The organism is Bradyrhizobium sp. WSM1417 (genome assembly GCF_000515415.1).
GTDB lineage: Bacteria > Pseudomonadota > Alphaproteobacteria > Rhizobiales > Xanthobacteraceae > Bradyrhizobium.
In genome coordinates this window covers 480,469-497,516 of record NZ_KI911783.1, presented here as the reverse complement: position 1 = coordinate 497,516, position 17,048 = coordinate 480,469, and the positions used below count along the sequence as shown (strand labels likewise).

Sequence of the window (17,048 nt, the reverse complement as noted above, 5' to 3'; positions counted from 1 at the left end):
AACAATCGGCATGCCCGACATTATCAGCAACGCGGCCCGCGACGAGGCTGCGACCGATCCCGGCTTCCGGGCGAGGAGGAAACCATGACAACCGCCTCTCGCGGTGATGCTGCGAGCCTGTTCGCGACACCCAGAACCGTTGCCGAGCACCGCGCCGACGGCAGCATCGTGCTGCGCTCGCCCGAACCGCTGCGCGATGGCGCGCGCTGCATCGGCGACTGGCTGGAGCAATGGGCGCGGCAGAGGCCCGATTCGATTTTCCTCGCGGAGCGCAGCAGCGCCGAAGCGCCATGGAGCACCGTCACCTATGGGCAGGCGCTGCGCCAGGTGCGCGCGGCGGCGTCGTGGATTCTGGCGCAAGGCCTCAGTCCGGAGCGCCCGCTCGCGATCCTCTCCGACAACAGCATCGATCATGCGCTGCTGGCACTGGCGGCCCACCATGTCGGCGTGCCCTCGGCGGCGATCTCGCCGGCCTATTCGCTGATGTCAAAGGATTTTGACAAGCTCAAGAGCATGATCACGCTGCTTGAGCCCGCCGCGATCTATGTCTCCGCGACGAAGCCGTTTGCGGCGGCGCTGGCCGCGATCAAGCCTTTGCATAGCGCGCAGATCATCAGCGGCAATGCCGACGATGCCGATGCGCTGGCCTTTCGCACCATCGCGGCAACGCCGGAGAGCCCCGACGTCGCAAAGGCCTTCGCCGCGGTGACGCCCGCGACGATCGCAAAGCTCCTGTTCACTTCGGGCTCGACCGGCGCGCCGAAAGCCGTGATCAACACCCAGCGCATGCTGACGTCCAGCCAGCAGGCCAAGGCCCAGACGTGGACTTTTCTCGAACAGGCGCGCGAGGATCTCGTCATTCTCGACTGGCTGCCCTGGAGCCACACGTTCGGCGCCAACCACAATTTCAATCTCGTGCTGCGCAATGGCGGCGCGCTCTATATCGACGGCGGCAAGCCGGCGCCCGGCCTGTTTGCGACGTCGCTCGCCAACTTGAAGAGCGTGATGCCGACGGTCTATTTCAACGTGCCGCGCGGCTTCGACATGTTGATCACGGCGCTGCGTGCAGACGAGGAGCTGTGTCGCCGCTTCTTCAGCGAGGTGAAATTCGCGTTCTACGCAGGAGCTGCGCTGCCGCAGAATCTCTGGGACGCGCTCGAAGAACTCTCCGTCAAGACTGTTGGCCGCGCGATGCCGATGGTCTCGGCGTGGGGCTCGACCGAGACGTCGCCGCTGGCCACCGACTGCCATTTCCTCGCGGAACGCTCGGGCAATATCGGCGTGCCCATCCCCGGCACCGAATTGAAGCTCGTCACCTCCGGCGACAAGCTGGAGGTGCGCGTGCGCGGCCCCAACGCCACGCCGGGTTACTGGAAGGCGCCGGAGCTGACCAGGCAGGCGTTTGACGACGAGGGGTTTTATCTCATCGGTGACGCCGTGAAGTTCGCCGACGCGAACCGGCCGGAGCGCGGCCTGTTCTTCGACGGTCGCGTCGCGGAGGATTTCAAGCTCAATTCCGGCACCTGGGTCAGTGTCGGTACGCTGCGCCTCGCCGGCATCGCCGCGCTGGCGCCGCTCGCGCAGGACATCGTCGTCACCGGCCATGGCGGCGACGAGGTGCGCTTCCTGGTGTTTCCGAACATCGCGGCCTGCCGCGCGCATGCCGGCCTGCCCGAGACTGCGGGCGTGAACGAATTGCTCACGCATGACAAGGTCAGAGCCGCGATCGCGCAAGGTCTGGCGAAACTGAAGCAGCAGAGCGCTAACTCCTCCGGCCACGCCACGCGCGCCCTGCTGCTCGTCGAGCCGCCGTCGGTGGACGGCGGCGAGATCACCGACAAGGGCTACATCAACCAGCGCGCCGTGCTGACGCGGCGCGCCGATGCGCTGGCGCGGTTGGATGACGATGCGCCGGGGGAGTGGATCGGGTGCTACTGATTGCGCGCCGCCGCTCCTAACCTCTCCCCGCCTGCGGGGAGAGGTCGGATCGCTCTTGCCGATCCGGGTGAGGGGTTACAGGTCTCGCGATCATCTCATCTGCGGAAACAGCCCCTCACCCCTCCCTCTCCCCGCGAAGGACGGGGAGAGGGAGAGAAACAGCTCGCCATTCGGCCAGCCAACCTGACGCACTATCCTGCATGATTCTTTTGTTGCTTAAGCAACTAATTTATGCGAACCGTTCCAGACAAGGATGACGGCGGAGGAACCGCCGCGTCGGATCGGAGGAAGCAATGCTCGGCAGAGAGGGTGCCGCGGGCGAATGTCGGCGCATGCCTGGAACTGACAGAGGTCGGCGCCGGCTGCGTGGCCCGTCAGGTCTCGGTGCTGCCGGTCACCGCGCCGAGATTTTCGTGCAGGCGGCGCAACAGGTCGATCAGCACCTCGCGCTCGTCCTTATCCAGGCAGGACAACAGGCGCCGTTCGCGCTCGAATGCCGCGACGATCACCTTGTCATGGATGGCGCGGCCCTTGGCGGTCAGCGAGATCGAATGGGTGCGCCCGTCGTTGGGATCGGTGCGGATCGAGATCAGCCCCCGCTTCTCCAGGCCGGCCAGCGTCCGGCTCACCGGGCCCTTGTCGAAACCGATGACGTGACAGATGCGCGAGGCGGGAATGCCGGGCTCGATCGCCAGCAGCGACATGATCCGCCATTCCGTGACGTTGACGCCGAACTGCCGCTGATAGAACGCGGTGGCGCTGTTCGAGAGCTTGTTGGCGATGAAGGTGATAAACGCGGGGACGTAGCGGTCGAGATCGAGCGTCGGTCCCGTCTCGGCGGGCGCAGGTTTTTGGCGGGCTCTGGTCGAAGACGGCGGCATATCGGGATTCTGTCTCGCGGCGTGTCTGGAGACCTAAGGGTAAGCGCCGCCCTTGCACAAGATCAAAATAAGGGAGGACTTCCATGAGCGCATCCAGCTCCCCGGAAATCAACGGTTCGTCGGCCGTCCCGCATCTCGACGTCGATCCCTTCGACATGATTTTTTTTGCCGATCCCTATCCCACGCATGAGCTGCTGCGGGAGGCCGGGCCTGTCGTCTATCTCGACAAGTGGAACGTCTATGGCGTGGCGCGCTATGCCGAGGTTCATGCCGTCCTGAACGACCCCACGACGTTCTGCTCCAGCCGCGGCGTTGGCCTCTCCGACTTCAAGAAGGAGACGCCGTGGCGGCCGCCGAGCCTGATTCTCGAAGCCGATCCGCCCGCGCATTCGCGGACCCGCGCGGTGCTGTCCAAAGTGCTGTCGCCGACCGTGATGAAAGGGCTGCGCGACCGCTTTGCCGCGGCGGCGGAGCAGCGGGTTGACGTGCTGCTGGAGAAGCGCAGTTTTGACGCGATCGCGGATCTGGCGGAAGCCTATCCGCTCTCGATCTTTCCGGATGCGCTCGGGCTGAAGCCGGAGGGCCGCGAACATCTGATTCCCTATGCGAGTGTCGTGTTCAACGCCTTCGGCCCGCCGAACGAGCTGCGCCAGGAAGCGATCGCGCGCTCGACGCCGCACCAGGCTTACGTCACCGATCAGTGCCAGCGGGACAACCTCACGCCCGGCGGCATCGGCGCCTGCATCCATGCCCATGTCGACGAGGGTGCCATCACCGCCACCGAAGCGCCGCTGCTGGTGCGTTCGCTGCTGTCGGCGGGCCTCGATACCACCGTCAACGGCATCGGTGCAGCGGTCTACTGTCTCGCGCGCTTCCCTGAGCAGTGGCAGCGCCTGCGCGACGACTTCACGCTGGCGCGCAACGCTTTCGAGGAGGCCGTCCGTTTTGAAAGCCCGGTCCAGACCTTCTTCCGCACCACCACGCGCGAGGTCGAACTGTCGGGCGCGACCATCGGTGAGGGCAAAAAGGTGCTGATGTTCCTCGCCGCCGCCAACCGCGATCCGCGGCGCTGGGACAAGCCGGACAGCTACGACATCACCCGCCGCACCTCCGGTCATGTCGGCTACGGCTCGGGCATTCACATGTGCGTCGGGCAGCTGGTCGCGCGCCTCGAAGGCGAGACCATGCTCACGGCGCTGGCACGTCGTGTCGCCAGCATCGAGATCACGGCTGAGCCGAAGCGCCGCTTCAACAACACGCTGCGCGGGCTCGACAGCCTGCCGGTGACGATCACGCCGGCCTGACGCGACCGGCAAAAAAGAAATGGGATAAGGGGAGGGACTCATGAGGAACCTAAAATGGACACTCGCGCTGGCCGCAAGCCTCGTGAGCGGCGCGGCAAATGCCGAGATATCGGACAATGTCGTGCGCGTCGGCGTGCTCAACGACATCTCCGGCATCTTCCAGGACACCAACGGCATGGGCTCGGTCGAGGCTGCGCGCATGGCCGCCGAGGATTTCAACGGCGGCGGCAAGGGCATCAAGGTCGACATCGTCTACGCCGATCACCAGAACAAGGCCGATGTCGGCAATGCCATCGCGCGCAAATGGCTCGATGTCGAGGGCGTCGATGCCATCGTCGACGTGCCGAACTCGGCCGTTGGTCTCTCCATCAACACGCTGCTGCGCGACAGCCGCATGACGTTCCTCGCGTCGTCTACCGCGAGCTCCGATCTCACCGGCAAGGCCTGCTCGCCCAACACCATCCAATGGGTCAACGACACCTGGGCGACCGGCAACACCACGGCGGCCGCGATGGTGTCGCGCGGCGGCAAGGAGTGGTACTTCCTCACGGTCGATTTCGCGCTCGGCAAGGGCATCGAGGCGGAAGCCCAGAAATATATCGAGGCGCATGGTGGTAAGGTGATCGGATCCAGCAAGCATCCGCTCGGCACCTCCGATTTCGCGTCCTTCCTGTTGCAGGCGCAGGGCTCGAAGGCGCAGGTGATCGGGCTCGCCAATGCCGGCGGCGACACCATCAACGCGGTGAAGCAGGCGGCCGAGTTCGGGATCCAGCAGGGCGGACAAAAGCTCGTCGCCTTCCTGCTCTTCATCAACGACGTCCACGGCATGGGCATCAAGGTCGCGCAAGGGCTTCAGCTCATGGAGGCCTTCTACTGGGACATGAACGACGACACCCGCGCCTTCGCCAAGCGGTTCGCGGCGCGGCCCGGCATGAACGGCAAGATGCCGAGTGGCAACCAGGCCGGGGTCTATGCCTCCACGCTCGCTTATCTCAACGCGGTCGCCGCCACCGGCAGCGACAATGCCAAGGATGCCGTGCCCGAGATGAAGAAATTCAAGGGCAAGGACAAGCTGTTCGGCGACACCACGATCCGCCAGGACGGTCGCGTCGTGCATCCGATGTATCTGTTCGAGGTGAAGAAGCCGGAGGAATCGAAATATCCCTATGACTATTACAAGTTGGTTTCGACGATCTCTGCGGAGCAGGCGTTCCGCCCGCTGGCGGAAGGTGGGTGTGAGTTGGTGAAGTAGGGGCGGTGAGCGCGTCTCACTTAACCTCTCCCCGCTCGCGGGGAGAGGTCGGATCGCTCTTGCGATCCGGGTGAGGGGGTACAGGTCTCACCAATATCTCGCTCGCGGAGAGGCCCCTCACCCCAACCCTCTCCCCGTAAGAACGGGGAGAGGGAGGAGAAGCCCTACACCACCTTGCTCGATCCCTGCGTGATCAACCTCGCCGCCCGCTGGTCGCGGGCGTAGATCCAGAGCCAGCTCAGCGCGACGCTGAGGCGGTGGCGCAAGCCGATCAGGAAGTAGATGTGGGCGATGCCCCAGATCCACCACGCGATGGTGCCGCGCAGCTTGATGCGGCCGAAGTCGATCACCGCCAGCCGCTTGCCGATCTGCGCGAGGCTGCCGGAATGCTTGTAGCGGAACGGGCCGGTCGGCTCCCGGCGCAGCCGCGCCTTGATGGTCTCGGCCACGTGACGGCCCTGCTGCTTGGCGGCCGGCGCGATGCCGGGCACGGGCTTGCCGTCCCAGGCGTTGATCAAGACGGTATCGCCGATTGCAAAGATTTCGGGATGACCGGGGATCGTAAGATCGTCTTCGACCTGCACGCGCCCGGCGCGGTCGGCCGGCGCGCCCAGCCATTCGGCGGCGGGCGATGCGCGCACGCCGGCGGCCCAGATTCTCGTCTTGGCTTCGAGCAGCTTGCCGCCGAACACCACGCCCTCGCGATTGATCTCGGTGACGGCCTGTCCGAGCACGACCTCGACACCGATTTTTTCCAGCGAGGCCTGCGCGTAGGCCGAGAGGTCGTCGGGGAAGCCTGCGAGCACGCGCGGACCCGCCTCGATCAGCACCACCCGCGCCTTGTTGGTGTCGATGTTGCGGAAGTCGGCGGGCAAGGTGTGATGCGCCATCTCCGCGATGGTGCCGGCGAGCTCCACGCCGGTGGGGCCGGCGCCGACGATGACGAAAGTCAGCCGCGCCGCGCGCTTGGCCGGATCGGTCTCGCGCTCGGCGCGCTCGAACGCCACCAGGATGTGACGGCGCAGCGTGGTCGCGTCCTCCAGCGTCTTCAGGCCCGGCGCGAACTGCTCCCATTCGTCGTGACCGAAATAGGCATGCCGCGCGCCGGTGGCGAGCACCAGCGTGTCGTAAGGCACCTCGCTGCCATCGTCGATCAGCACGCAGCGCCTGTCGGCGTCAACGCCGCTGACGGTCGCAAACAGCGTCGTCACATCGCGCCGGTCGCGCATCAGGTGCCGGACCGGCCATGCGATCTCGCTGGTGGCGAGCGAGGCCGTCGCGACCTGGTAGAGCAGCGGTTGGAACAAATGATGGTTGCGGCGGTCGATCAGCGTGATCTCGACCGGGCTGCCGGCGAGCCGGTAGGTCGTCTCCAGCCCGCCGAAGCCGGCTCCGACGATGACGACGCGGTGCGGTGTCGTGGTCATGATGCGCCCCTCCGAATCTCGCGGCTCTATACTCATCTAAACGCTGATCAGGCGCCGCGGTCCAATAGCCGTCATCAATCGCTGAATAGGCCTGGCGTATCGATATCCCGCGAAAAAGCGCCGCAGCCCTCGCCGAAGTGAGTAGAACTATATTTCTTGCCATTAACGATCGGGGCGAAATATGGTGCAGGGCGGGCGCTGAGCCATTGGCGGCGCGACAGATTTTGCGTTCAATAGAGATGACCCGGGGCGGCAATCACCCCGCTTCCGGGCATAATAATATGGAGGGGAGTGGTTATGAGAACGGCATTCTGGCTGGCGGGCGCAGCGGCGCTGGTGCTGGCAGGCCCGGCATCCGCCGGCGACACCATCAAGATCGGGTTCGTTTCGACCTTCAGCGGCCCGACCGCCGTGATCGGGAACGACATGCGCAACTCGTTCGAGCTCGCGCTGGATCACATCGGCCGCAAGATGGACGGCAAGCCGGTCGAGGTGATTTACGAGGACGACGGGCAGAAGCCCGACGTCGGCAAGCAGAAGACCGAGAAGCTGGTGCAGTCCGACAAGGTCGATTTCATCGTCGGCTACATCTGGTCGAACGTGCTGCTGGCCTCGCTCAAGACCGCCGTGGATTCGCAGACCATCCTGATCTCGGCCAATGCCGGTCCGTCGCAGCTCGCCGGCGAGCTCTGCTCGCCTTACGTGTTCTCGACCTCCTGGCAGAACGACCAGACGCCGGCCGCCATGGGCCTCTACATGAACCAGAAGGGCGTCAAGAGCGTGTTCCTGATCGGCCCTAACTACGCCGCCGGCAAGGACATGCTCGCGGGCGTGAAGAGCACGTTCAAGGGCGAGGTCAAGGGCGAGGAATACACAGTCTGGCCGAGCCAGCTCGACTTCTCCGCCGAGCTCTCCAAGGCGCGGGCCTCGGGCGCCGAGTCGATCTTCGTGTTCTATCCCGGTGCAGCCGGCGTGCAGTTCCTCAACCAATATGCGCAGGCCGGGCTGAAGAGCACGATGCCGCTCTACACGGCGTTCACCGTCGACGAGCTGTCGCTGCCGCTGCAAAAGGAGAACGCGCTCGGCGTTCCCGGCGCGCAGGAATGGGTGAATGATCTGCCCAACGAGCAGAACAAGCGCTTCGTGGCCGACTATCGCAAGAAGTACCCCGGCCTGCGCCCGACCTATTACGGCGCGCAAGCCTACGACGCGGCCCAGCTCATCAACAGCGCCGTGGTCGCGGTGAAGGGCGACACCAGCAAGAAGGACGCGATGAAGGCCGAGATGGAGAAGGCCAACTTCAAGTCGCTGCGCGGCCCCTTCAAGTACGGCAAGAACCACATCCCGGTGCAGAACTTCTATCTCCAGGACGTGGTAAAGGACGGCGAAGGCCAGCTCTCGCTGAAGACGGTCGCGACCATCGTTGAAAACGACCAGGATCGTTTCCACGACAAATGCGCGATGAAGTAGCCACAAGCACGATGCCCCTTCTCCCCTTGCGGGAGAAGGTGGCGCGAAGCGCCGGATGAGGGGTTTGTTTCCGCGTATTCAAAAGTAAGAGGTCTCGCGCGGAGAGAACCCCTCACCCGTCTCGCCGCTTTGCGGCGAGCCACCCTCTCCCACAAGGGGAGAGGGAAAGTAAGCTACACCCGCGGCATGCTCACAGGCCGCACCTCGCGCGCCTGCGCCGCAAGCCTGATCCCGGCATTGGCCGCGCCGAAGCCCTGATAATTCCGTCGCTCCACGATCTCGAAAAAGAAACGCTCGTCGAAGATGTGGGTGTAGACCTGGAAGAACTCCCCGTCGCCCTCGCGGTCGTAGAGAATGTGGTTGGCGCGCAGCTGCGCCATCAGATCGGGCGCGAGGTCGTATTTGGCTTCAATGTCGTCGTAGTAATTGTCCGGGATATCCAGGAAATCCGCGCCGCGCTTGCGCATCTCCGCGACCGCCGCAAAGATGTCCCGGCACGTGAACGCGACGTGCTGCACGCCCGAGCCGAAAAATTCCGAGATGAAACGGGCCGGCAACGTGCGGTTGGCGGATGAGCCGTTGAGCACGAAGCGCAGGCTCTGGTCGCCGTTGACGACCGCCTGGCTTTGCACGAGCCCTCTGGGATCGGCGATCTCCATCTGCGGCAGCCGCTCGAGGTCGAGAATGCCGGTGTAGAACAGCAGCCAGGACAGCATCTCGTCATAGGGCATCGACTGAGCGATGTGATCGACGGCCAGCAGGGCGTCCGCGCGGGCGTCGCTCGGGACCTGTTCGAAATCCGTGTCCCAGTTCTTGCCGGCTTGGTCGAGGAAATACAGCAGGCTGCCGCCGACGCCGTGGATTGCGGGAATCTCGAGCTCGCCCGGTCCGACCGGCTGGTAGAAGGTGCGCGCCTTCAGTGTTTCGGCGCGCTGCATGACGAGGCTGGCATTGTCGACGTCGAGCGCGATGGCGCAGACGCCGGGGCCATGCGTCACGTAGTGCGAATGCGCAAAGCCGTCGGTCTCGGAGTTGACGACGAGCTCGACCTTGCCTTGCGACCAGCGCTCCACCGCCTTGCTGCGATGCTTGCCGGTCTTTCGGAAACCGAGCTGCGAAAGCAGGCGGGCGAGTTCGCCGGCCTTGGTCTCGTTGACGGCAAACTCGAGGAATCCCGTGCCTCCACTTTTCGGCTTGGGCGCCAAGGGCTCGCCGATGAGCTTTGGCCAATCCGGTGCAAGCTGGTCCTCCAGCAGGATCAGCGAACGCAGGCCGTCGACCGCGGTCTGCACGGCCGAGCCGGCGCGGAACTGGTCGTTGAAGATCTCCAGCGACAGCGGCCCGGCATAGCCGGTCGCCGCGATCGCCGCCATGAACTCGCCGACCGGCAGATCGCCCTGGCCGGGGAAGGAGCGGAAGTGCCGGCTCCAGGAGAGAATGTCGAGCTCGAGCTTCGGCGCGTCCGCAAGCTGGACCAGGAAGATCTTGTCGCCGGGGATCGAGGCCATCGCGCGGACCGGAAAGCCGGGGGCCAGTGCGTGAAAGCTGTCGAGGATGATTCCGATCGCGGGGTGATCGGCGCGCCGCACGATCTCCCAGGCGTCGCGGTAATCGTTGACGTGACGTCCCCAGGCCAATGCCTCGTAGCCGACGCGCAAGGATCGTTTGGCGGCGCGCTCGCCAAGCTCGCGAAAATCATCCGCGGCGCGGTCGATACCGCCGAGCGAGGCCGGCGACACGTTGGAGCAGATCAGCAGCAGATCGGTGCCGAGCTCCTGCATCAGGTCGAACTTGCGCATCGCACGGGCAAAGTTGCGCGCACGCTGCGGCTCCGGCATGCCCTCGAAATCGCGGAACGGCTGAAACGCGCAGATCTCGAGATTGAGGTCCTTGCAGAGCTTTGCGATGTCGCGCGGGCCGGCGCCGAACGACAGCAGATCGTTCTCGAAAATCTCGACCGCGTCGAAGCCTGCAGACGCAATGGCGCGGAGCTTCTCGTCAAGGGCGCCGGAGAGGGAGACGGTTGCGATCGAGCGTTTACTCATGCTGCGTTGTCCTCCATCGCGCCGCCCAGGAACAATTGTCCGATGCGGGGATCATTCAAAATGCGCTTCGCGCCGTCGATCATCCGAGTCTGGCCGAGCTCGAGCACGATGCCGATGTCGGAAATCTCCAGGGCTGAGCGTGCGTTCTGCTCGATCATCAGAATGGTGACGCCGCGGTCGCGCAGGGATTTCAGGATGTCGAAAGTCTGCTGCACCATCAGCGGCGACAGGCCGATCGAGGGCTCGTCGATCAGTACGAGCTTCGGCTCGAGCAGCAGCGAGCGGGCGATTTCGAGCTGCTTCTGCTCGCCGCCTGATAGCGTGGAGGCCTGCTGCGTCGATTTCCGGCGCAGCGCCGGGAACAGGTCGAGCGCGGCCTCGATCCGGCTCTGCAGGTCGATGCCCTTGCCCGCGGAAACGCCGCCGAGCTCGATGTTGTGGCGCACCGACAGCTCGGGAAAGATGTTGCGGCCCTGCGGCACGTAGCAGATGCCGGCATTGAGCAGCGCGCGCTGGCTCAAATTGGTGACGTCGCGGCCGGCGAAGCTGATCTTGCCCTCGCGCAGCTTGAGCAGGCCGAAGATCGCCTTGAACACGGTGGACTTGCCGGCGCCGTTCGGGCCGATGATGGTGGTGATGGTGGCCTGCGGCACGGCGAAAGTGGTGCCGTTCAGGATCGTCATCTTGCCGTAGCCGCCGACGAGATTGTGAACCGAGAGGATCGGATCGCTCATGATGGCTGTCCCTAATGTCCGAGATAGGCTTCGATCACGGCAGGGTCCTTGCGGACCTCGTCGGGCCGTCCCATTGCCAGCACCTTGCCTTCCGCCATCACCATCACGCGCGAGCACAGCGACATCACGAATTCCATGTTGTGCTCGATCACGACGAAGGTGGCATTCTTCTCGCGGTTGATCGCGACCAGGCGGTCCTTCAGGTCCGCCAGCATCGACGGGTTGACGCCGCCGGCGGGTTCGTCGAGCAGCACCAGCCGCGGTCCGCCCATGAAGGCCATGGCGGCGTCGAGCAGCTTCTGCTGGCCATAGGAGAGCCCGCCGGCCGGCTCGTCGGCGAGATGATCGAGCTTGAAGAAGCCGATCATCTGGTTAGCGGCCTCCGTCAGTCCGGCATCGGAGCGGCCGATCAGGCGTGAGGCCATGCTGCCCTGGTGCTCCTGTCCGGCGAGGATCAGGTTCTCGCGCACCGAGAGTTTTGGGAACACTTGCAGGAGCTGGAAGGTGCGGCTGACCCCGAGCTTGTTGAGCTCGGCGGGTCGCAAGCCCGTGACGACCTTGCCGTCGAGCTTGACCTCGCCGCCGCTCGGCGTGAGCTGGCCGAGGATGCAGTTGAACAGCGTCGACTTGCCGCAGCCGTTCGGGCCGATCAGGCCGAGGATCTCGCCCTCGCGGACGTCGAAAGAGACGCCGCCGACGGCGCTGATGCCGCCAAAGTTCTTCTTGATGTCGGTGACTTCGAGGACCGCGCTCATTGCACCGTCTCCAGCCGGGACTTTGCGACGGCGCGCTGGGCGGAGGCCGCCTTGGTTCGCCGCTCGGCGAGGTAGCGGTCGAGGATTCCCAGGATTCCGGTCGGCGACCAGATCAGCAGCCCCATCACCGCGATCGCGTAGAGCATCAGATAATAGCCCTCGGTGAAGCGCAGCCATTCCGGCAGCAGCACCGCGATCATCGCGCCGAGGAACGGACCCAGAAAGAATCCGGCGCCGCCGACGATCACCATCATCAGGAGGTCGAGCGAGAGCGACAGGTTGAACGGCACGGGATCGATATATTGCGTCAGCGGCGCATAGAGCGCGCCGGCGACCCCACCGAGCGCCGAGCCGATCGCGAACGCCATCAGCGTATAGCGGCGCGTGTCGACGCCCAGCGACTGCGCCCGCAGCGGGTTTTCGCGCAACGCCATGAAGGCGCGGCCCCAGGGCGAGCGGATCAGCCACCACACTGCGAGCGACACGATCGCGAGCGAGCCGAGACAGACATAGTAGAACGGCAGCGGCTTGTTGGTCGCGATGCCGAAGATGTGCGGACGCGGAATGTTGGAGATGCCGTAGATGCCGCCGGTGAGCCAGCTCTCGTTGCGAAACACCAGGAAGGCCAGCGTGGAGAAGGCGAGCGTGACGAAGGCGAGGTAGTGGTGCTGCACCCGTAGCGCGGGATAGCCGAGCACCCAGCCGACTGCGAAGCTCAAGCCGATCGCGACGACGATCGCCGCCGGCAGCGGCCAGCCATGGGTGGTCATGATCGCCGCGGCGTAAGCGCCGATGCCGACGAAGGCGCCCTGCGCCAGCGAGACCTGGCCGGCATAGCCGAGCGTGAGGTTGAGGCCCATCGCGGCGATGGCCATCACCGCCCACTGGCTCAGGATGAACAGGCCATAGCGGTTGAAGTTCATGGGGACGACGATCAGCGCAGCGATGACGATAAGGCCGAACGCGAGCTTGAGAGGTTTGGCGAAGCCGCTCATACGGTGCGCTCCTCGGCGCGGCCGAGCAGGCCCTGCGGCCGGAACAGGATGACGGCGATCAGAAATATCATCGGCACGGCGGCGCGGTACTGCGTCGAGACATAGGCGGCCGCGAGATTGTCGAGCACGCCGATCAGGAGGCCGCCTGCGATCGCGCCGCGCACCTGGTTGAACCCGCCGACGATCGCGGCGATGAAGGCAGCCTGGCCCAGCACCTCGCCGGAGGTGAATTTCGCGAGGTAGATCGGCGTGATCAACAGCGAGGCGAGCGCGACCAGGAACGCGTTGATCAGGAAAGTCAGGAGGATCATGCGCTCGACCGGGACGCCGATGATGCGCGCCACCGTCGGGTTCTGCGCCGCCGCCTGCATCTGGTGGCCGAGCGAGGTGCGGTTGAGAAGCGCAGTCAAGCCGAAGACGGCAAGGATGGCGAGGACGAGGACGCCGATGCTTTGCAGCGAGACGGCATGGCCGAGGATGGAGACGTCGCCGGTCGGCACGATCGACGGGAAAGGTGAGGCTTCGGCGCTGAAGAACTGTTTTACGGCCTCCTTGAGGCCGATCGCGAGCGCCATGGTCGCGATCGCGAGCGGCAGCACGCCATGGCGCATCATCGGATCCACCAGCAGCATCTTGAAGGCGAGGCCGAGCAGGAGCATCGAGAGCAGGATGCCGAGGATGATCGCGAGCCAGAACGGCGCGCCGGCATGCATCGCCGCCAGCATCAGGAACGCCGGCAGCATCACGAACTCGCCTTGCGCGAAATTGATGGTCTGCGAGGTCTGCCACAGCAGCGTGAAGCCGACCGCGACCAGCGCATAGATCGCGCCGGTGGCAAGTCCCGCGACCAGAAGATCGAACAGATTGGACATTTTTCCCCTCCCTCTCTTCTCCCTCTCCCCGCTTGCGCGGAGAGGGTCGGGGTGAGGGGGAGCCTCCGCGAGGTCGCTGAGAGTTGGACTCGTGGAGGCTTCCCCTCACCCGGAATTTGCTTACGCAAATTCCGGCCTCTCCCCGCACGCGGGGAGAGGCGAATAAGACCTCACTTCACCTTCGGCAGCACCTGTTTCACCACCTGCTTGCCTTCGACCACCTCGACCAGAAAGCTCTGGCGATCGATGTCGCCGGTGTCGCTGAAGGTGACGTCCATCAGAATGCCCGGCTCGTCCGCGGCCTTGATGGTCAGGCCGTGCAGCGTGTCGGCGAACGCCTTGGAATCCACCTTGCCCATCTTGTCGGTCGCGGCCTTCACCATGTAGACCGCGAGATAGCCTTTCAGCCCGTTATGGTCGGGCACGTAATTGTACTTCTTCGCGAACTTGTCGCGAAACGCCTTTATCAGGTCGACCGGCGCGTCGGTGGTGAGACCGACATGGCCGCGCGCGCCGTTGGCGGCATCGCCCGCAAGCTCGATCACCTTCTGCCCGATCAGCGTGGTCTCGCCCATCAGCGGCGCGGTGACGCCCTGGCGCTTCAGCTCCTTGAGGATGCGCGCGCTCTCTTCCTCGTTCAAATAGACGAACACGGCGTCGGGATTGGCGGCCTTGATCTTGCCGACGTCGGCGGCGAAATCGGCCTGGCCCGCCTCGGTGGAGAGGTCGGCGACGACCTTGGAGCCGAGACGGTCGAGCTCCTTGACGACGACATCGCGACCGCCGCGGCCAAAGTCATTGTTCACCCAGACGACGGCGACCGACTTCGCCTTCATGTCGTCGTGAATATATTTGGCGACCTTCGGCATCGACGATTGCTGGCCGAACGAGGTGCGGAACAGGAATTTGTTTCCGCCTTGCGTCAGCTCGGCGGCTTCGCCGCCCATGATTTGCGCAATACCGGCCTCGGCCGCCAACGGCGCCGTCACCTTCACCGACCCGGAATAGCCGGGTCCGAGCAGCACATAGGGTTCGGCGTCGAGCGCCTTTTGCATCTGTGCGCGCGCGACGCCCGGGTTGGATTGCGAATCCGCATGAGTGACTTCGAGCTTGCGGCCGAGCACGCCGCCCTTGGCGTTGATCTCCTCGATCGCGAGGTCGATGCCGTTCTTCCAGTTGGTGCCGACGGTGGCGCCGCCGCCGGACAACTCGGCGACGTCGGCGAGCTTGATCGCCTGGGCGTGGACACTGGTTGCGGTCGCGAATGCAAGCAGGGCGCCTGCCAGAATGGTCGATTTCATGGTCTCTCCTCCGATTTCTTTTGATGTTACGTGCGGCCTTGTGTCCGGCCGCTTCGGTTACGCTGCGTGATAGGCCGGGCTTCGTGCCGCCATCACCCCGTCGAATGCCTCTCCCATGATCTCGGTTGATGGGGCAAGGCCAGTGAACAGTTCGAAAGCGTCGGCGGCCTGGTAGATCGCAAGCTCCCGGCCGGTCATGATCCGCGCGCCCTTGGCTTGGGCGGCCGCCAGCAGCGGCGTGATCAGCGGTGAGTAGACGGCATCGGCGACCCACAGGTTTTGACGCAGCAGCGTCGGCGCGACCGGCGTTTCCCGGTTCGGCAGCATGCCGACCGGCGTGCCGTTGACGAGGCCCGTTGCGCCGTCGAGCGCGTCCTCGACGCTTGCGGCGACCCTGGCGCCACCCTGCTTGACGAGCAGCGCGGCGAGTTTTTCGGCGCGTGCCGGCTCGCTGTCGAAGATGCGAATGTCGGTCACGTCAAGGCTCGCCAGCGCAAAGGCGATCGCCTTGCCGACGCCGCCGGTGCCGATCACGGCGACCGCGTTGCCGGACGGTGCCAGCAGCGGCGCGACGGCGCGCGCAAAGCCCGTCGTGTCGGTGTTGTGCCCGATCAGCCGGCCATCGCTAACGACGACGGTGTTGACCGCCCCCATGGCGGCCGCGCCCGGTGCCAGTTCATCGAGCAGCGGGACCACTGCCTCCTTGTAAGGAAAGGTGACGTTGACGCCGGCAAAGCCGAGGCGCCGCACGCCTTCCAGCATCAGCCGGAGCCCGGCCGCATCGGCGCCGGCCACTTCGATGAGCTGATAATGTCCGCGCAGGCCAAGCCCCTCCGCGGCGCGCTCGTGCATGGCAGGGGAGGCGGAATGTGCGATGGGTGCGCCGATCAGGCCGCTCAGGAGCTTTTTGGATGCGGCGTATCCGCGCTTTGACATGGTTCGCTATCGTCTCGTTGGGAGCGTTTGGTCCCGGCCATTAGCGGGGAAATCCGCCCAATTCCAAGGGGGCTTCCCCTACGAACGATAGTCTTTCCTCGGCCTAACACAATTACCCTTTTGTCCTGCAAACCTAACATAATGTTATCTCTTCCGCCCTCGTGGCGGCGCGGCCCTGCCTTTGTCCCGCGACGGCTCGACCGCGCGCATCTCTGCGCGCAGGGACTCGATGAAATACTCGACGTGAAGCGACAACGGTGCGCCGCGCTTCACCGCGATATAGGTGTCGAATCGCGTCGGCTCGGTGATCTTGATCAGCTCGATGCCGGGATAGCCCCCATGGGCCACCGTGAACTGGTCGATGATGGCGATGCCGAGCCCCGCCTTCACCAGCGCGCAGACCGTGGTGCCGAAGCGAGCGCGAATGGTGATGTTGTACTGGAGGCGGTGGCGCGCGAAGATCTCGGCCATGATCCGCCCGTAGGGATCGTTGGGATCGATGCCGATCAGCGGATAGCGCGTGATCTCGGCCGCGGAGACCTGCTTGCGGCCGGCGAGCTCGTGGCCCGGCGGCACGATGCAATAGAGCTCCCCCGAGGCGAGCGGCATGAAGTCGAGCCCGGAATGCTCCAGGCGGTAGCTCATCGCCACGCACTCGCCGCGGCCGAGCATGAGATAGTCGATCGCTTCCTCGAGCTTGAGGATGTTGATGTCGATGCCGAGGTCCGGATAGCGCCGCCGGACCCGCTCGATCGCGCGCGGCACCATGACTTGCGAAATGCTCGGCACCGAGCCGATGCGCAATTCCGACAATCCGCCGCGTCCGATCTTGGAAATGATCTCGGAGAGGTCGTCGACCTTCTTGTAGACGCTGTTGATCTGCTCGAAGATGTTCTCGGCTTCCGGGGTGGGGAAATAGCGTCCGTTCTGGCGCTGGAAGAAGCGGATGCCGAGCGAGCGCTCGGTGTATTTGACGAGGCGGCTGATGCCCGGCGCCGAGACGTTCAGCAGCTTCGCCGCGCCGCCGATCGTGCCCGTCACCATCACGGCACGGATCACTTCAACCTGGCGCAGCGTCATCATGTCCTGGGCATCCGAAAGATAATCCTTGGCGGCGATTATCTCACGAGAGCCATGA

Annotated in this window: 14 protein-coding genes; 4 read left to right on the top strand and 10 right to left on the bottom strand. The window is 64.8% G+C overall.

What is annotated here, in order from left to right:
• Nucleotides 1-84 precede the first annotated feature (84 nt).
• Nucleotides 85-1,938: a feruloyl-CoA synthase gene (locus BRA1417_RS0102515; protein ID WP_027514462.1), complete on the top strand. Its 1,854-nt coding sequence runs from the start codon at nt 85-87 to the stop codon at nt 1,936-1,938.
• A 374-nt stretch (nt 1,939-2,312) separates the two neighbouring features.
• Here BRA1417_RS0102515 and BRA1417_RS0102510 read toward each other — a convergent pair whose 3' ends face one another.
• Entirely contained in the window at nt 2,313-2,819 is a 507-nt protein-coding gene (locus tag BRA1417_RS0102510) for a MarR family winged helix-turn-helix transcriptional regulator (RefSeq protein WP_027514461.1), read from the bottom strand.
• Between the two features lie 83 nt (nt 2,820-2,902).
• On the opposite strand from BRA1417_RS0102510, the gene BRA1417_RS0102505 reads away from it, so the two are divergent.
• Both BRA1417_RS0102505 and BRA1417_RS0102500 read left to right on the top strand, forming a co-directional pair.
• Entirely contained in the window at nt 2,903-4,123 is a 1,221-nt protein-coding gene (locus BRA1417_RS0102505) for a cytochrome P450 (protein ID WP_027514460.1), read from the top strand.
• 40 nt (nt 4,124-4,163) lie between these two features.
• Nucleotides 4,164-5,375 (top strand): ABC transporter substrate-binding protein, encoded by a 1,212-nt coding sequence (locus tag BRA1417_RS0102500; RefSeq protein ID WP_027514459.1) that lies wholly within the window; start codon nt 4,164-4,166, stop codon nt 5,373-5,375.
• Nucleotides 5,376-5,539: 164 nt separating this feature from the next.
• On the opposite strand, the gene BRA1417_RS0102495 is transcribed toward BRA1417_RS0102500, so the two are convergent.
• Nucleotides 5,540-6,802: an NAD(P)/FAD-dependent oxidoreductase gene (locus BRA1417_RS0102495; RefSeq protein WP_027514458.1), complete on the bottom strand. Its 1,263-nt coding sequence runs from the start codon at nt 6,800-6,802 to the stop codon at nt 5,540-5,542.
• Between the two features lie 297 nt (nt 6,803-7,099).
• Here BRA1417_RS0102495 and BRA1417_RS0102490 point away from each other — a divergent pair, with 297 nt between their 5' ends.
• Nucleotides 7,100-8,272, top strand: coding sequence for an ABC transporter substrate-binding protein (locus BRA1417_RS0102490; protein ID WP_027514457.1), 1,173 nt, complete (start codon nt 7,100-7,102; stop codon nt 8,270-8,272).
• Nucleotides 8,273-8,445: 173 nt separating this feature from the next.
• On the opposite strand, the gene BRA1417_RS0102485 is transcribed toward BRA1417_RS0102490, so the two are convergent.
• The 8 genes from BRA1417_RS0102485 to BRA1417_RS0102450 all read right to left on the bottom strand — a co-directional run bounded on the left by BRA1417_RS0102485 (nt 8,446) and on the right by BRA1417_RS0102450 (nt 16,993).
• The gene (locus BRA1417_RS0102485; protein ID WP_027514456.1) at nt 8,446-10,317 is read right to left on the bottom strand and encodes a bifunctional sugar phosphate isomerase/epimerase/4-hydroxyphenylpyruvate dioxygenase family protein; all 1,872 of its coding nucleotides are present in this window, start codon (nt 10,315-10,317) and stop codon (nt 8,446-8,448) included.
• Nucleotides 10,314-11,051 (bottom strand): ABC transporter ATP-binding protein, encoded by a 738-nt coding sequence (locus BRA1417_RS0102480; protein ID WP_027514455.1) that lies wholly within the window; start codon nt 11,049-11,051, stop codon nt 10,314-10,316. Before BRA1417_RS0102480 ends, BRA1417_RS0102485 begins: the two co-directional genes overlap by 4 nt.
• An 11-nt stretch (nt 11,052-11,062) precedes the next feature.
• On the bottom strand, nt 11,063-11,806 hold the full coding sequence (locus BRA1417_RS0102475) for an ABC transporter ATP-binding protein (RefSeq protein WP_027514454.1): 744 nt from the start codon (nt 11,804-11,806) through the stop codon (nt 11,063-11,065).
• The gene (locus tag BRA1417_RS0102470; protein WP_027514453.1) at nt 11,803-12,801 is read right to left on the bottom strand and encodes a branched-chain amino acid ABC transporter permease; all 999 of its coding nucleotides are present in this window, start codon (nt 12,799-12,801) and stop codon (nt 11,803-11,805) included. The genes BRA1417_RS0102475 and BRA1417_RS0102470 overlap by 4 nt, the downstream gene beginning before the upstream one ends.
• On the bottom strand, nt 12,798-13,673 hold the full coding sequence (locus BRA1417_RS0102465) for a branched-chain amino acid ABC transporter permease (RefSeq protein ID WP_007615760.1): 876 nt from the start codon (nt 13,671-13,673) through the stop codon (nt 12,798-12,800). The genes BRA1417_RS0102470 and BRA1417_RS0102465 overlap by 4 nt, the downstream gene beginning before the upstream one ends.
• 170 nt (nt 13,674-13,843) lie before the next feature.
• Nucleotides 13,844-14,974, bottom strand: coding sequence for an ABC transporter substrate-binding protein (locus tag BRA1417_RS0102460; RefSeq protein WP_027514452.1), 1,131 nt, complete (start codon nt 14,972-14,974; stop codon nt 13,844-13,846).
• A 57-nt stretch (nt 14,975-15,031) separates the two neighbouring features.
• Nucleotides 15,032-15,910, bottom strand: coding sequence for a shikimate dehydrogenase (locus BRA1417_RS0102455; RefSeq protein ID WP_027514451.1), 879 nt, complete (start codon nt 15,908-15,910; stop codon nt 15,032-15,034).
• A gap of 144 nt (nt 15,911-16,054) precedes the next feature.
• A complete protein-coding gene (locus BRA1417_RS0102450; RefSeq protein ID WP_027514450.1) occupies nt 16,055-16,993 on the bottom strand; it encodes a LysR family transcriptional regulator in 939 nt (312 codons plus the stop codon).
• Nucleotides 16,994-17,048: the final 55 nt, after the last annotated feature.

Bases quoted from the DNA above. Each gene is read 5' to 3' on its own strand.
- BRA1417_RS0102515 (WP_027514462.1), top strand. From the start codon at position 85: ATGACAACCGCCTCTCGCGGTGATGCTGCGAGCCTGTTCGCGACACCC.
- BRA1417_RS0102510 (WP_027514461.1), bottom strand. From the start codon at position 2,819: ATGCCGCCGTCTTCGACCAGAGCCCGCCAAAAACCTGCGCCCGCCGAG.
- BRA1417_RS0102505 (WP_027514460.1), top strand. From the start codon at position 2,903: ATGAGCGCATCCAGCTCCCCGGAAATCAACGGTTCGTCGGCCGTCCCG.
- BRA1417_RS0102500 (WP_027514459.1), top strand. From the start codon at position 4,164: ATGAGGAACCTAAAATGGACACTCGCGCTGGCCGCAAGCCTCGTGAGC.
- BRA1417_RS0102495 (WP_027514458.1), bottom strand. From the start codon at position 6,802: ATGACCACGACACCGCACCGCGTCGTCATCGTCGGAGCCGGCTTCGGC.
- BRA1417_RS0102490 (WP_027514457.1), top strand. From the start codon at position 7,100: ATGAGAACGGCATTCTGGCTGGCGGGCGCAGCGGCGCTGGTGCTGGCA.
- BRA1417_RS0102485 (WP_027514456.1), bottom strand. From the start codon at position 10,317: ATGAGTAAACGCTCGATCGCAACCGTCTCCCTCTCCGGCGCCCTTGAC.
- BRA1417_RS0102480 (WP_027514455.1), bottom strand. From the start codon at position 11,051: ATGAGCGATCCGATCCTCTCGGTTCACAATCTCGTCGGCGGCTACGGC.
- BRA1417_RS0102475 (WP_027514454.1), bottom strand. From the start codon at position 11,806: ATGAGCGCGGTCCTCGAAGTCACCGACATCAAGAAGAACTTTGGCGGC.
- BRA1417_RS0102470 (WP_027514453.1), bottom strand. From the start codon at position 12,801: ATGAGCGGCTTCGCCAAACCTCTCAAGCTCGCGTTCGGCCTTATCGTC.
- BRA1417_RS0102465 (WP_007615760.1), bottom strand. From the start codon at position 13,673: ATGTCCAATCTGTTCGATCTTCTGGTCGCGGGACTTGCCACCGGCGCG.
- BRA1417_RS0102460 (WP_027514452.1), bottom strand. From the start codon at position 14,974: ATGAAATCGACCATTCTGGCAGGCGCCCTGCTTGCATTCGCGACCGCA.
- BRA1417_RS0102455 (WP_027514451.1), bottom strand. From the start codon at position 15,910: ATGTCAAAGCGCGGATACGCCGCATCCAAAAAGCTCCTGAGCGGCCTG.
- BRA1417_RS0102450 (WP_027514450.1), bottom strand. From the start codon at position 16,993: ATGATGACGCTGCGCCAGGTTGAAGTGATCCGTGCCGTGATGGTGACG.